Genomic DNA, 13,771 nt, shown 5'->3' with positions numbered 1-13,771 from the left:
CACATTCCGCCTGCCGTCACCGTGACGAAGGACCTGGTGCAGACCACTGTTCGAACAAATCCCACGCACACATTAGGCGTACGTCGGCGCCCCCGGTAATCACGCCCACCCCCCGGACCGGCGGACCCGGATCCGCCCGGGCCGTCAGCCTGCGAACAGCACCACGGCGGCCATTCCCAGCGCGAGCAGCACAAACACGGCCCCCACCAGGAGCGGACCCAGCAATGAGGGAGGTATCCGCGGCGGCTTCGACCCGCCGCCCACGGATTCCCGCCGCCGCGGCACCAGCGGAGCCTCCGGCTTCAGCATCACCGCCCGGGCCACCCGCTCCTCGTCCACCGGCTCCGGCGCACCCGCCAGCAGCTCCGCCAGCTCCCGCCGTACGTCCTCCGCCGTCGGCCTGCGCGCCGGGTCGGGCTGCAGCAGCCGCTCGACCAGCGGCCCCAGCGGCCCGCAGACCGCCGAATGCTCGCGCCGCCCGTCCCGTACGGCCGTCACCAGCTCCGGCACCCCGCCCTCCGGGTACGGCGAGCGGCCGGTGACCAGCCGGTGCAGCAGCACCCCGAGCGCCCAGCAGTCACCCGCCGGACCGCCGTCCAGCGGCCAGCGCTCCGCGACCGCGCCGACCAGGGTGGCCCGCACCTCGTACCGCCGCCGCCCGCCCGGCCCGCCGAGCTCCTCGGCCAGTGCCTCCTGGGCCACCCCGGCGAGCAGCCCGCCGAGCATCGCCGCGCCGTCCTCGCAGACCAGCACCGACTCGGCGGTCAGGTTGCCGTGGGTGAGCCCGGCCCCGTGCAGCGCCCGCAGCGCACCGGCCAGGTCCGCCGCCAACTCGGCCGCCCGGTACGGCGACAGCGGCCCGCCGACCAGCAGTTCGGCCGCCGTCCCCCCGGCCGGCCGCTCCTCGACCGTCCACAGTAGCTCGTCCTCGACGAAGGCCCCGAGCCCGCGCAACAGCCGCGGGTGCCCGGTCGGGGCGGTCGAGCCGACCGCCGCCACCCGCCGCACCAGCCGGTCCGCCTGCGCGGCCGCCGCATCCTCCGGGTCCAGACCGGTGGTCAGCAGCCCGGGCAGCTCCAGGCCGCGCAGCAGAACCGATTCGCCGGTCCGCTCGTCCACCGCGTGCGCGCACAGCGGTTCAGGACGGTCCGTCAGCCGGTACCGCCCGGCCGCCAACTGCCCGGGGCCGCCTCGCATGCCAGTTCCTCTCGCTCACCGAGCAGCCTACTGAGCGGCTCCTTTACGCTCGGTCCCATGGAATGGACCGATCTGATCGACACCGCCTTCAGGGTGGCGGGCAACAACAACAAAGCCAACCAGGCCGAAACCGTCCGCACCGTGGAGGCGGCCGTCATCGACGGCGAGGAGCCCGTCGCCTCCACCGCCGGGCGCCACCCCGACCACTTCCGCAAGGGGGTGCTCGTCCTGACCACCCATCGGCTGCTCTTCCTGAAGGACGGGAAGCCGCCGGTACCGGTTCCGCTCGCCGCCGTCACCGACGCCACCGTCGCCCGCTCAAAGCTCAACGGAGAGATCCTGACGGTCGTCGCCCTGACCGGCTCGCACCGCTTCGAGGACGTGGTCGAGGCCGACGACTTCGCCGAGCGGATACGGGAGTCCGCCCGCCTCGCCCGCACCGCACCGGCGGCCGCGCCCACCGTCACCCTGGCGAAGCCCGCCCCGGGCGGCGAGCAACTCATCGACCAGCTCGAACGGTTGGCCGCCCTGCACACCTCCGGCGCCCTCACCCCAGACGAGTTCACCCGCGCCAAGCAACGCCTGATCGGCTGACTCGGCCCCTATGGCGCCGGCTGGAAACTGGCGAAGACGACGTCCCGGACCGGGGCCTGCGCCGCCCACTGCGCGTCCGGGACGATCCAGTAGATCGAGTAGCCGTACTTGGCCGGAGTCCCGGTCACGAAGCCCCGGTTGAGCGAGTGCATCTTGGGCGTGCCGTTGGTCCACTCCCAGTCGGCCGCGTTCGTCCACTGCCGGTAGGTGATCGCCGAGAGGTTCAGCCGCTGGTAGTTGCTGACCTGGCCGCGCAGGTCGGGCTCGGACTCCTGCCAGTCCGCCACGGCACTCGCACCCGGCGAGGTCGTCCACTCGATCCGCAACTGGCTGCCGTCGGCCGCGTTCTTGAAGATCCGCCGGTTCGACGTGGACTCGCCCGGCTGCAGCCCCTCCGGCAGGAACACCGAGAACCCGCTCGGGTCCTTGTACTCGTGGTACCCCGCCGGCACCGCAGCCCCCGGCGCAGGCTGCGCCGGGGCGGGCGCCTGAGCAGCCGGCGTGCTCGCCGGCGCAACGGGAGCCGAAGGTACGGGAGCCGACGGAACGGGCGCCGGCGCACCGGCCTCCGCCCCCGGCGTCCCGGCAGCCGTGGCAGCCGGCGCAGGAGCCGCCGCACTCGGCGTGACCTCGGTAGCCGTCACCGCCGGCGACGTGGCCCCCGCACCGTGCGTCGACCCACCCGCCGAACCGCCACTCCCACTGCCCACGGCCTTGACCACCGCGACCACACCCGCGATCACCAGCAGCACCACGACCACGGTGGCAATGGCCAACCGCCGCCGACCGGTGCGCGGATCAGCCCCGGCGGCCTGCGTCGCACCCAGCGTCCACTCACTGGTCACCGGCCGGATCGGCTCGGGCGCCGGCTCGACGGCCTCGACAGCCGGCTCCTCGTCCCGGGCCCGACTTCCCACCCGGACCGTCCCCAGCAGCCCACCCACGGCCCGCTTCCGGCCTTCCTCGGCCCGCTCCGGCTCCGCCTTCGCCGCAGGCTCCCCCGCCTCCGTCGAAGCCGCCTTCGCCGACGCGGCAGCCACCGGCACCGCGTGCTCGGTCGTCGACTCGGCCTTCGACGTGGCCTCCGCGACCACCCGCTTGAGCATCGACCGGGTCTGCGAGGCGTTCAGCCGCTCGGCCGGGTCCTTCGCCAGCAGCCCCTCGATCACCGGCAGCAGCGCCCCGGCGTTCACCGGCGCGGTCAGGTCCTCGGTCATCACCGCGGTCAGCGTGGCCAGTGCCGAGCCCCGGTCGTACGGCGGCCGGCCCTCGACCATCGCGTACAGCGTGCCGCCCAGCGACCACAGGTCGGCCGGCGGCCCGGGCTTCTGCCCGCGGGCCCGCTCGGGGGATATGTACGAGGGGGCGCCGACCAGCATGCCGGTGGAGGTGACCGAGGCGTCGCCCTCGACGCTGGCGATGCCGAAGTCGGTGAGCACGACCCGGCCGTCGTCGCCGATCAGCACATTGGACGGCTTGACGTCCCGGTGCAGGATGCCCAGCGCGTGCGCGGCGCTCAGCACGCCCAGCACGTCGAGCGCGATCTCGGCGGCCCGGGCGGGGGCGAGCGGCCCGTCCTCCCGGATGACGTCGGCCAGCGAGCGGGACTCGACCAGCTCCATCACGATCCACGGCCGGTCGTCCTCGTCGACCACGTCGAAGACGGTGACCGCCGAGTTGTGCCGGATCCGCGCCGTGGCCTTGGCCTCGCGCAGCGTCCGGGTGATCAGCCGGTGCTTCTCCTCCTCCTCGACGCTGGCGTTCATCCGCAGTTCCTTGACCGCGACGGTCCGGCCCAGCATCTCGTCCTCGGCGCGCCAGACGGTGCCCATGCCGCCGCGTCCGAGCACGCCGTTCAGGCGGTAGCGGCCGGCCAGGAGGCGGCCGGTGGAACCCTGCGCCTGGGTCATTCGGAACGTTCCCCCATGTGCTGCCGGCGGTGGTGGTGACGGCGCGTCGGCCCGGCCTCGGTCCCAACGCCCAAGCCTCCATCATCTCCTGTCCCGGGGGCCCTCGACCACCCACCCCCCGTCCCAAGCAGGGACGAACCGGAACGGGAGCGGCGCTCCGTGCCCGATCTGTGATCGAAAACTCGCCAAGATCCACCGAGTCACTGCTACCGTTCAGCAGCTCATAGTCTTTTCCGGGGGGACTCGACGCCCATGACCGCCTCCGCGCCGGGCACTGACGGCCCATCGGCCCGTCCGCAGGCCGCCCAGCACTACTCGGTCGCGCCGCTCCCCCTGTCACCCGAGGGCTACGTCGCCCCCGGCATGCCCGGCGCCCCCGTCACCGGCTACGACCCCGTCGACCCCGCCCCCCGGGCCACCCCGCGCCGCCGCACCGCCCTGGCCGTCACCCTCGCCCTGCTCGCCATGCTGCTCAGCGGCCTGGCCTACGGCTACGCACCCCTGCGGGCCGCCGACAGCCTCGGCTGGCTGGCCATCGCCCCCGCCGGCCTGGTCGCCCTCCCCCTGGGCCGCCTCGGTGGCCGGAACCGACTGCTCCCCCCGCTCGGCGCCCTCCTCGCCGCCGGAGCCCTCCTCCTCGGCCAACTGATCGAACACCTCCGCCGGACACCCCCCGACAACACCCTGGCCACCTGGCGCGCCGACCTGCGCCCCCTCGACGCCGCCTTCTACGCCATCGCCCTCATCGGCGGCTTCCTCCTCACCCGCCGCACCGCCAACCGGGGCTGACCCACCCCCACCCCCGGCCGAAGCCCCCGAACAGCCCGAAGGCCCCCGCCGGAACTCCCGGCGGGGGCCTTCGAGACAACAGACTCAGCGGTGATCGAGCGCCGGGTTGACCGTCACCTCGACCCGCTGGAACTCCTTGAGCTCCGTGTACCCCGTGGTGGCCATCGCCCGCCGCAGCGCACCGAAGAGGTTCATGGTCCCGTCCGGAGTGTGCGACGGACCGGTCAGGATCTCCTCGGTGGTCCCGACCGTCCCGAGGTCCACCCGCTTGCCGCGCGGCAGCTCCTCGTGGACGGCCTCCATGCCCCAGTGGATCCCCTTGCCCGGAGCATCGGTCGCACGGGCCAGCGCCGCACCGATCATCACCGCGTCCGCGCCACAGGCGACCGCCTTCGGGATGTCACCGCTGAACCCGACGCCACCGTCCGCGATCACGTGCACGTAGCGGCCACCGGACTCGTCCATGTAGTCACGACGCGCAGCCGCCACATCGGCGACGGCGGTCGCCATCGGCACCTGGATGCCCAGCACGTTCCGGGTGGTGTGGGCGGCACCCCCACCGAAGCCCACCAGCACGCCGGCCGCGCCGGTCCGCATCAGGTGCAGCGCCGCGGTGTACGTGGCGCAGCCGCCGACGATGACCGGAACGTCCAGCTCGTAGATGAACTGCTTGAGGTTGAGCGGCTCGGCGGCGCTGGAGACGTGCTCGGCCGAGACGGTGGTGCCACGGATGACGAAGACGTCGACGCCGGCGTCCACCACGGCCTTGGAGAACTCGGCGGTGCGCTGCGGCGAGAGCGCGGCGGCGGTGACGACACCCGAGTCGCGGACCTCCTGGATCCGCTGCTTGATCAGCTCGGCGCGGATCGGCGCCGCGTAGATCTCCTGCAGCCGGCGGGTCGCGGTGGCCTCGTCGGTGATCGCGGCGATCTCGTCCAGCAGCGGCTGCGGGTCGTCGTAGCGGGTCCACAGGCCTTCCAGGTTCAGCACGCCCAGACCGCCGAGGCGGCCGATGGCGATGGCCTGCTGCGGCGAGACCACGCTGTCCATCGGGGCGGCCAGGAACGGCAGCTCGAAGCGGTAGGCGTCGATCTGCCAGGCGATCGAGACCTCCTTCGGGTCCCGGGTACGGCGGCTGGGGACGACGGCGATGTCGTCGAAGGCGTAAGCCCGGCGGCCGCGCTTGCCTCGCCCGATCTCGATCTCAGTCACTTCGAGCCCTTCTGCTGTGTTGCTCATGCCCGCCGGGTCACCCCGGCAGACCCCAGTATCCCGTACCGCCGCGCCTCCCGCCCCGACGCCCCAGCCGTCCCACGCCTCCCGCCCCACCGCCCCAACCCCCCGAACATGCGGAAGGGCCCGCCGCAGCAGGCCCTTCCGTGGTCAGCCGGTCAGCGCGTCACCGCGCCGCCGCCTCAGCGCGCCGAGTAGTTCGGCGCCTCGACGGTCATCTGGATGTCGTGCGGGTGGCTCTCCTTGAGCCCCGCCGAGGTGATCCGGACGAAGCGCCCCTTGCTCTCCATCTCGGCGATGGTGCCGGCCCCGACGTAGCCCATGGTCTGGCGCAGGCCGCCGACCAGCTGGTGCAGCACGGCCGACAGCGGACCGCGGTACTGCACCTGGCCCTCGATGCCCTCCGGGACGAGCTTGTCGTCCGAGGCGACCTCGGCCTGGAAGTAGCGGTCCTTGGAGTACGAGCGGCCCTGGCCGCGGGACTGCATGGCGCCCAGCGACCCCATGCCGCGGTAGGACTTGAACTGCTTGCCGTTGATGAACAGCAACTCGCCCGGGGACTCCTCGCAGCCGGCCAGCAGCGAGCCGAGCATCACGGTGTCGGCACCGGCGGCCAGCGCCTTGCCGATGTCGCCGGAGTACTGCAGGCCGCCGTCGCCGATGACCGGCACGCCGGCCGCCTGGCAGGCCTGCGCGGCCTCGTAGATGGCGGTGATCTGCGGGACGCCGATGCCGGCGACCACGCGGGTGGTGCAGATGGAGCCGGGGCCGACGCCGACCTTGACGCCGTCCACGCCGGCGTCGATCAGCGCCTGGGCGCCGTCGCGGGTGGCCACGTTGCCGCCGACCACGTCGACGCCGACGGCCGACTTGATCTTCGCGATCCAGGCCAGCGCGTTGTGGCTGTGGCCGTGCGAGGTGTCCACGACGAGGAAGTCCACGCCGGCCTCGACCAGGGCCTGGGCCCGGTCGAACGCCTCGGCGCTGGCGCCGACGGCGGCGCCGACCAGCAGTCGGCCCTCGGCGTCCTTGGCGGCGTTCGGGTACTGCTCGGCCTTGACGAAGTCCTTGACGGTGATCAGGCCCTTGATCCGGCCCTCGTCGTCGACCAGCGGCAGCTTCTCGATCTTGTGGCGGCGCAGCAGCGCCATCGCGTCCACGCCGGAGATGCCGACCTTGCCGGTGATCAGCGGCATCGGGGTCATGATCTCGCGGACCTGGCGGCTGCGGTCCGACTCGAAGGCCATGTCACGGTTGGTGACGATGCCGAGCAGCTTGCCCGCCTCGTCGGCGATCGGCACACCGGAGATGCGGAACTTGGCGCACAGCGCGTCGGCCTCGGCCAGCGTGGTGTCCGGGCCGACGGTGATCGGGTCGGTGACCATGCCGGACTCGGAGCGCTTCACCAGGTCGACCTGGTTGGCCTGGTCCTCGACCGACAGGTTGCGGTGGAGCACGCCGACGCCGCCCTGGCGCGCCATCGCGATCGCCATCCGCGACTCGGTGACCTTGTCCATCGCCGCGGAGAGCAGCGGGATGTTGACGCGGACGTTCCGGGAGACCCGCGAGGAGGTGTCGACCTCGTTCGGCAGCACCTCGGAGGCCCCGGGCAGCAGCAGGACGTCATCGAACGTGAGCCCGAGCATGGCGAACTTCTCGGGTACGCCTGCGGCGTTGTAAGACATTTGGGGGGTACCTTCCGTGGCCGGCCTTATCCGCTCACGCCCTGAGGGTGGGGGCGCATTCATCGCTCACTCGCGCAGACCGCCGAAAGCCGGGTGCAATAGGAGGATCCTCCAAGGGGACCCAGCGCGCACCCGTGAAACTTTGGCAACCCGCCCAGGCGCCGATACCCCATGGTACTGGCACCGCGAATGTGTCCTCGTGTGCCCTTGACAACATCCCCGCCCCGCCGCTCATTCCGCTGGTCGGCGGCCCGCCGCCGAGCCGAGGTCAGGGCGCAGGACGTCTCAGGAGGACTCCTCGGCCAGCGCCCGCAGCCGACTGAGCGCCCGGTGCTGGGCCACCCGCACGGCACCCGGCGACATCCCGAGCACCTCGCCGGTCTCCTCCGCCGACAGCCCGGCCGCCACCCGGAGCAGCACCAGCTCGCGCTGACGGGCCGGCAGGTTGGAGAGCAGTTCCTTCGCCCAGGCCGCGTCGCTGCTCAGCAGCGCCTGCTCCTCCGGGCCGAGCGCCTCGTCCGGCACCTCGGGCAGGTCGTCCTGCGGGACGACCGTCGAGCCGGGCCCGCGCATCGCGGCCCGCTGCAGGTCGGCGATCTTGTGCGCGGCGATGCCGTACACGAAGGCCTCGAACGGCCGCCCCTGGTCCTTGTACCGGGGCAGCGCGCAGAGCACCGCGACGCAGACCTCCTGTGCGACGTCGTCCACGTGGTGCCGGGCGCCACCGGGCAGCCGGGCCAGCTTGGCGCGGCAGTACCGCAGCGCCAGCGGATGGACGTACGCGAGCAGGGCATCGATCGCCGGGCCCTCACCCCGCACTGCGGCCGCCACCAGCTCACCCACCAGGGGCGAGCCGCCCGTGCCGAGCACCGGCGGACGACCGGAGCCGAGCACCGGCGGACGGCCCGGGCCCGCCACGGCGCCGTCCGGATCGGCGTACGAAGAATCGGCGTACGACGGATCGTGGCCCGGGCCGGAGGGCTCGGCCTCCACCGGGTCCGCCTGGCCGGCCGCACCGGCGACGTCGTCGCGCATCGGTCCATGGTGCCTGGTCGAGCGGGAAAACGCGGCACCGCGTCCGGAGTTGTGCACCGGAACGTTATGCGCTGCCGCACCGTAGGGCGTGCCGCGCACCACCGGCCCCTCCTGCACCGTGCCGCCTCCCGCCCCGCCGTCGGTGGTCCCGTCCTTCGCGCCGTCCGCCGAGTGTCCTGCGGCTGCGTGGTTCGCCGCAGTGCCTGTCCGCTGGTCCCCGAGGTGCTCCACTCCTCCATGGTGCAACCTCGGGACCGTAACGTCACACGCCTGTGCGGCCCCTGCTCCGGGAATCACCCACGGCGCGCCGCATCCTGCGGCGCCGCCGGTGGTCAGCGGACCAGGCCCCAGCGGAAGCCCAGCGCCACCGCGTGCGCGCGGTCCGAGGCTCCGAGCTTCTTGAACAGCCGTCGGGCGTGGGTCTTCACGGTGTCCTCGGAGAGGAACAGCTCGCGCCCGATCTCGGCGTTGCTGCGCCCGTGGCTCATGCCCTCCAGGACCTGGATCTCACGCGCCGTCAGGGTCGGCGCCGCGCCCATGTCGGGGCTGCGCAGCCGGCGCGGGGCGAGCCGCCAGGTCGGGTCGGCGAGGGCCTGGGTGACGGTGGCCCGCAGTTCGGCGCGCGAGGCGTCCTTGTGCAGGTACCCGCGGGCGCCCGCGGCCACCGCGAGCGCGACCCCGTCGAGGTCCTCGGCGACGGTGAGCATGATGATCCGCGCGCCCGGGTCGGCGGACAGCAGCCGCCGGACCGTCTCGACCCCGCCGAGGCCGGGCATCCGGACGTCCATCAGAACGAGATCGGAGCGGTCGGCCACCCAGCGGCGGAGGACCTCCTCCCCGTTCGTCGCGGTGGTGACCCGGTCCACACCGGGTACGGTCGCGACGGCGCGGCGAAGCGCCTCGCGGGCGAGCGGGGAATCGTCGCAAACGAGAACGGAAGTCATGACCGTCGTCCTCCGCAGCTGATCCGCGTCACGTTGAGCCTCCTGGCTGGTACGAACCTCTCCGACACGGCCGATCGGCGACAGACTCCGTGCTGATCGCCCCAACTTGCCCGCGATCGTTCCCGACGTCCGGCGCCCGCTAACCGCCTCCGCACTTCCAACGACCGTCACTCGAATGAGTTACGGCCTTCAGGGCCATCTCCACCACTGTACGTGGCCAACTCATTACCGATCAGCCGCATCGCGGTGCACACGCCGCACTTTTCCGCAGCTCGCGCGCGGTCGGCGTACGACCCGCACATCGATTCGGTGCGTCGCGCGCCCGTCGGCCACCCGATTGCCACGTCCACGCCCGCCGAACCCCTTGCCCACTTTGCCCGTTTTTATAGCTTTCGTATGGTCATTGACTGTTGTGCCAGTGTGTGGGTGACTTGTCCATGGAGTTGCCTTAAGTCATATTTCCAGGTGTCCACACCAGTGCATCGAAGCCCCGCCGTGCCGCTCGGCAGCAGCCCGCCGAACGCCCGGCCGGCGGCCGACAGCCTCTGAAGGGAATGAGCCATGGCAGATTTCTCCCGCCTCCCCGGTCCCAACGCGGACCTCTGGGACTGGCAGCTCTCCGCAGCCTGCCGTGGCGTGGACAGCTCGCTCTTCTTCCACCCCGAGGGCGAGCGCGGGGCCGCGCGCAGTTCGCGCGAGGCCAGCGCCAAGGAGGTCTGCATGCGCTGCCCGGTGATCGCCGAGTGCGCGGCGCACGCGCTGGCGGTCCGCGAGCCGTACGGGGTCTGGGGCGGGATGACCGAGGACGAGCGCGAGGAGATGCTGGGGCGCTCGCGGCACCGGCTGGTGGAGGTCCCGCTGACCCCGCCGGCCGTCGCGCAGCACTAGACCCGCCTCCACGGTGCGCCGTGAAGAAACGTTTCTTCGCGGCGCCTCAGCCTGCGCACGGCCGATAGGGGCTCTGCGGGAGTTCCGTCACCCGCCGTCAGCGGGCCGCCGCCGCCCCCGCCAGCCGCTCCAGCATCAGTGCCACGGCCGGCACCTCGGCCAGGTCCGGCAGGGTCAGCGCGACCACCTGGCGCACCGCCGGCGCCCCGGAGGCCGTCCGCACCGGCACCGTCGACACGCCGTCAGGGCGCACCGACTGCAGCGCCAGCCTGGGCAGCACCGCCACCCCAAGCCCGGCCGCCACCAGGCCGACCACCGCGGGGTAGTCGTCCGTCGCGAAGTCGATCCGGGGCTCGAAGCCCGCCCCCGCGCACAGTTCCACCAGGTGTCCCCGGCACTGCGGGCAGCCGGCGATCCACTGCTCCCCCGCCAGCTCGGCCAGCCCCACCGGGCCGCCCCGCCCGGCCAGCGGGTGGGCGGCGGGCAGCAGGCCCACCAGCGGGTCGTCCAGCAGCGGGGTGACCACCAGATCGGACCAGTCGGTGCCGGCGGTCAGCTGCTGGGCCTCCAGGTTGGCCTCGGCCCGCGCCTCGCGCGGCGTTCCGTGGGCGGGGGCCGGGAGGGCGGCGGCACCGTCGGACTGCGGGTAGCGGAAGGCCAGCGCGATCTCGCACTCGCCGCCGCGCAGCATCGCCAGCGACTCCGGCGGCTCCGCCTCGACCAGCGACACGCGCACCCCCGGATGGCCGTCCCGCAGCCGGGCGACCGCGGGCGGCACCAGGGTGGAGCTCGCGGTCGGGAAGGAGACCAGTCGGACCCGGCCGGCCCGCAGCCCGGCGATCGCGGCCACCTCCTCCTCGGCGGCGGAGAGCCCGGCCAGGATCCCGGTGGCATGCTTGAGCAGCACCCGCCCGGCCTCGCTGAGCTGCATCCCCCGGCCCGAACGGACCACCAGCGGGGTGTCCACCGACTTCTCCAGGGCCTTCATCTGCTGGCTGATGGCGGGCTGGGTACACCCCAGCTCACGGGCGGCGGCGGAGAAGGAGCCGGTGCGGGCGACGGCACGCAGGACGCGCAGATGGCGGGCCTCGATCATGCCTCAGTTATAAGGCAATCTTTTGATAATGCAAAATTCTACTGATAATTGAAGCCTGAACGCCCGCCCCGAGGCATTCATGAGGCAAGCGGGCGACTGAACAGCCGGAGGCCCGGCCGCGCCCACGAGGGGTGCGGCCGGGCCTCCGGTCAGTGGTTCGGGCCTCAGTGCGAGTGGCCGTGGCCGCCGTGCGAGTGGCCGTGACCGTTGTCGGCCTCGTCCTCCTTCTTCTCCACCACGAGGGTCTCGGTGGTGAGCAGCAGGGAGGCGATCGAGGCGGCGTTCTCCAGGGCGGAGCGGGTGACCTTGACCGGGTCGATGACGCCGGCCTTCACCAGGTCGCCGTACTCGCCGGTGGCGGCGTTGTAGCCCTGGCCGGCCTCCAGCTCGGAGACCTTGGAGGTGATGACGTAGCCCTCCAGGCCGGCGTTCTGGGCGATCCAGCGCAGCGGCTCGTGCAGCGCCTTGCGGACGACCGCGACACCGGTCGCCTCGTCGCCCGACAGGCCCAGGCCGCCGTCCAGCACCTTGGCGGCGTGGACCAGGGAGGCGCCACCGCCGGCGACGATGCCCTCCTCGACCGCGGCGCGGGTCGCCGAGATGGCGTCCTCCAGGCGGTGCTTGCGCTCCTTCAGCTCCACCTCGGTGGCGGCGCCGACCTTGATGACGCAGACGCCGCCGGCCAGCTTGGCCAGGCGCTCCTGCAGCTTCTCGCGGTCCCAGTCGGAGTCGGTCGCGGCGATCTCGCCCTTGATCTGGGCGACGCGGCCGGCCACGGCCTCGGCGTCACCGGCGCCGTCGACGACGGTGGTCTCGTCCTTGGTGATGGTCACGCGGCGGGCGGTGCCCAGCACGTCCAGGCCGACCTGGTCGAGCTTGAGGCCGACCTCCTCGGAGATGACCGTGCCGCCGGTCAGGGTGGCCAGGTCGCCGAGGATCGCCTTGCGGCGGTCGCCGAAGCCCGGGGCCTTGACGGCGACGGCGTTGAAGGTGCCGCGGATCTTGTTCACGACCAGGGTCGACAGCGCCTCGCCGTCGACGTCCTCGGCGATGATCAGCAGCGGCTTGGACGCACCGCCCTGCAGGATCTTCTCCAGCAGCGGCAGCAGCTCCTGGATGGAGGAGATCTTGCCCTGGTTGATCAGGATGTACGGGTCCTCCAGGACCGCCTCCTGACGCTCCGCGTCGGTGACGAAGTACGGCGACAGGTAGCCCTTGTCGAACTGCATGCCCTCGGTGAAGTCCAGCTCCACGCCGAAGGTGTTCGACTCCTCGACGGTGATGACACCGTCCTTGCCGACCTTGTCGATCGCCTCGGCGATCAGCTCGCCGACCTGGGTGTCCTGCGCGGAGAGGGACGCGACGGCGGCGACGTCGTCCTTGCCCTCGATCTCGCGGGCGACGGACAGCAGGTGCTCGGAGACGGCGGCGACGGCCTTGTCGATGCCCTTCTTCAGGGCGGCCGGGCCGGCGCCGGCGGCGACGTTGCGCAGACCCTCGTTGACCAGGGCCTGGGCCAGCACGGTGGCGGTGGTGGTGCCGTCACCCGCGACGTCGTTGGTCTTGGTGGCGACCTCCTTGACGAGCTGCGCGCCAAGGTTCTCGTACGGGTCGTCCAGCTCGACCTCACGGGCGATGGTGACACCGTCGTTGGTGATGGTCGGGGCGCCGAACTTCTTGTCGATCACGACGTTGCGGCCCTTGGGGCCGATGGTCACCTTGACGGTGTCGGCCAGCTTGTTGACACCGCGCTCCAGCGAGCGGCGGGCGTCCTCGTCGAACTGCAGGATCTTCGCCATGTTCCCTATTCCCTCGGGGATGCGGTCGGCCCACCGGCCGCCGAACTACGTGAACCAACAACCACGCCCCGGGCCCCTGTCACTTGGGACACGGATCCGGGGCGGGTCGGAACGACTTACTTCTCGATGATCGCGAGAACGTCGCGGGCCGAGAGGACCAGGTACTCCTCGCCCTGGTACTTCACCTCGGTGCCGCCGTACTTCGAGTACAGGACGATGTCACCGACGGCGACGTCGAGCGGCAGACGCTGGCCGTCCTCGAAGCGGCCCGGGCCGACGGCCAGGACGACGCCCTCCTGGGGCTTCTCCTTGGCGGTGTCCGGGATAACCAGGCCGGAGGCCGTGGTGGTCTCGGCGTCGAGCGGCTGGACCACGATGCGGTCCTCGAGCGGCTTGATGGCAACCTTGCTGCTGGTGGTCACGTCCGAGCTCCCCTTCGGAGATTACGGGGCTTTCTAACGGGTAGGTGGCGAACCTGCGGGCCTGCCGTCGCGGGGGTCAGACACGCGTCTTCGCGTTAGCACTCCCCCAGTGGGGAGTGCCAAGGACGACCATAGGCCGGTGTTAGCACTCCGTCAACCAGAGTGCCAACGGCGCGCCC

12 protein-coding genes are annotated in these 13,771 nt (G+C 72.3%); 3 read left to right on the top strand and 9 right to left on the bottom strand.

Annotated elements, in window-relative coordinates:
* Window positions 1-144 precede the first annotated feature (144 nt).
* Window positions 145-1,197 (bottom strand): protein kinase domain-containing protein, encoded by a 1,053-nt coding sequence (locus tag CRP52_RS19200; RefSeq protein WP_097237519.1) that lies wholly within the window; start codon window positions 1,195-1,197, stop codon window positions 145-147.
* Between the two features lie 57 nt (window positions 1,198-1,254).
* On the opposite strand from CRP52_RS19200, the gene CRP52_RS19195 reads away from it, so the two are divergent.
* Window positions 1,255-1,791: an SHOCT domain-containing protein gene (locus CRP52_RS19195; RefSeq protein ID WP_097237518.1), complete on the top strand. Its 537-nt coding sequence runs from the start codon at window positions 1,255-1,257 to the stop codon at window positions 1,789-1,791.
* Window positions 1,792-1,799: 8 nt separating this feature from the next.
* Here the strand turns inward: CRP52_RS19195 and CRP52_RS40530 are convergent, their stop codons facing one another.
* Window positions 1,800-3,701, bottom strand: a complete 1,902-nt coding sequence (locus tag CRP52_RS40530; protein WP_097237517.1) for a serine/threonine-protein kinase — start codon at window positions 3,699-3,701, stop codon at window positions 1,800-1,802.
* A 252-nt stretch (window positions 3,702-3,953) separates the two neighbouring features.
* Here CRP52_RS40530 and CRP52_RS19185 point away from each other — a divergent pair, with 252 nt between their 5' ends.
* Window positions 3,954-4,490 (top strand): hypothetical protein, encoded by a 537-nt coding sequence (locus CRP52_RS19185; protein ID WP_097237516.1) that lies wholly within the window; start codon window positions 3,954-3,956, stop codon window positions 4,488-4,490.
* Between the two features lie 84 nt (window positions 4,491-4,574).
* Here the strand turns inward: CRP52_RS19185 and CRP52_RS19180 are convergent, their stop codons facing one another.
* The 4 genes from CRP52_RS19180 to CRP52_RS19165 form a co-directional block, all read right to left on the bottom strand.
* Window positions 4,575-5,702 carry a GuaB3 family IMP dehydrogenase-related protein gene (locus CRP52_RS19180; RefSeq protein ID WP_097237515.1) on the bottom strand — a complete coding sequence of 376 codons (1,128 nt, stop codon included), beginning with the start codon at window positions 5,700-5,702 and terminating at the stop codon, window positions 4,575-4,577.
* 203 nt (window positions 5,703-5,905) lie between these two features.
* Window positions 5,906-7,408, bottom strand: a complete 1,503-nt coding sequence (guaB, locus tag CRP52_RS19175; RefSeq protein WP_097237514.1) for an IMP dehydrogenase — start codon at window positions 7,406-7,408, stop codon at window positions 5,906-5,908.
* Between the two features lie 285 nt (window positions 7,409-7,693).
* A complete protein-coding gene (gene shbA / locus CRP52_RS19170; RefSeq protein ID WP_030055869.1) occupies window positions 7,694-8,278 on the bottom strand; it encodes an RNA polymerase sigma factor ShbA in 585 nt (194 codons plus the stop codon).
* Window positions 8,279-8,775: 497 nt separating this feature from the next.
* Complete coding sequence (locus CRP52_RS19165) at window positions 8,776-9,387, bottom strand: response regulator transcription factor (protein WP_014136228.1); 612 nt, start codon at window positions 9,385-9,387, stop codon at window positions 8,776-8,778.
* A gap of 561 nt (window positions 9,388-9,948) precedes the next feature.
* Between CRP52_RS19165 and CRP52_RS19160 the strand changes: the two genes are divergently transcribed.
* Window positions 9,949-10,275 carry a WhiB family transcriptional regulator gene (locus CRP52_RS19160; RefSeq protein WP_030055868.1) on the top strand — a complete coding sequence of 109 codons (327 nt, stop codon included), beginning with the start codon at window positions 9,949-9,951 and terminating at the stop codon, window positions 10,273-10,275.
* A gap of 97 nt (window positions 10,276-10,372) precedes the next feature.
* Here CRP52_RS19160 and CRP52_RS19155 read toward each other — a convergent pair whose 3' ends face one another.
* The 3 genes from CRP52_RS19155 to groES all read right to left on the bottom strand — a co-directional run bounded on the left by CRP52_RS19155 (window position 10,373) and on the right by groES (window position 13,592).
* Window positions 10,373-11,371, bottom strand: a complete 999-nt coding sequence (locus CRP52_RS19155) for a LysR family transcriptional regulator (RefSeq protein ID WP_097237513.1) — start codon at window positions 11,369-11,371, stop codon at window positions 10,373-10,375.
* A 164-nt stretch (window positions 11,372-11,535) separates the two neighbouring features.
* Window positions 11,536-13,170 carry a chaperonin GroEL gene (gene groL / locus CRP52_RS19150; protein ID WP_097237512.1) on the bottom strand — a complete coding sequence of 545 codons (1,635 nt, stop codon included), beginning with the start codon at window positions 13,168-13,170 and terminating at the stop codon, window positions 11,536-11,538.
* A 116-nt stretch (window positions 13,171-13,286) separates the two neighbouring features.
* Window positions 13,287-13,592 carry a co-chaperone GroES gene (gene groES / locus CRP52_RS19145; RefSeq protein WP_014136232.1) on the bottom strand — a complete coding sequence of 102 codons (306 nt, stop codon included), beginning with the start codon at window positions 13,590-13,592 and terminating at the stop codon, window positions 13,287-13,289.
* Between the last annotated feature and the right edge of the window lie 179 nt (window positions 13,593-13,771).

This window comes from Streptomyces sp. 1331.2 (assembly GCF_900199205.1).
Classification (GTDB): Bacteria; Actinomycetota; Actinomycetes; order Streptomycetales; family Streptomycetaceae; genus Kitasatospora.
This window is presented reverse-complemented; position numbering and strand designations above follow the sequence as displayed.

Coding starts and splice junctions, on each gene's coding strand:
- CRP52_RS19200 (WP_097237519.1), bottom strand. CDS start 1,197: ATGCGAGGCGGCCCCGGGCAGTTGGCGGCCGGGCGGTACCGGCTGACG.
- CRP52_RS19195 (WP_097237518.1), top strand. CDS start 1,255: ATGGAATGGACCGATCTGATCGACACCGCCTTCAGGGTGGCGGGCAAC.
- CRP52_RS40530 (WP_097237517.1), bottom strand. CDS start 3,701: ATGACCCAGGCGCAGGGTTCCACCGGCCGCCTCCTGGCCGGCCGCTAC.
- CRP52_RS19185 (WP_097237516.1), top strand. CDS start 3,954: ATGACCGCCTCCGCGCCGGGCACTGACGGCCCATCGGCCCGTCCGCAG.
- guaB (WP_097237514.1), bottom strand. CDS start 7,408: ATGTCTTACAACGCCGCAGGCGTACCCGAGAAGTTCGCCATGCTCGGG.
- CRP52_RS19165 (WP_014136228.1), bottom strand. CDS start 9,387: ATGACTTCCGTTCTCGTTTGCGACGATTCCCCGCTCGCCCGCGAGGCG.
- CRP52_RS19160 (WP_030055868.1), top strand. CDS start 9,949: ATGGCAGATTTCTCCCGCCTCCCCGGTCCCAACGCGGACCTCTGGGAC.
- CRP52_RS19155 (WP_097237513.1), bottom strand. CDS start 11,371: ATGATCGAGGCCCGCCATCTGCGCGTCCTGCGTGCCGTCGCCCGCACC.
- groL (WP_097237512.1), bottom strand. CDS start 13,170: ATGGCGAAGATCCTGCAGTTCGACGAGGACGCCCGCCGCTCGCTGGAG.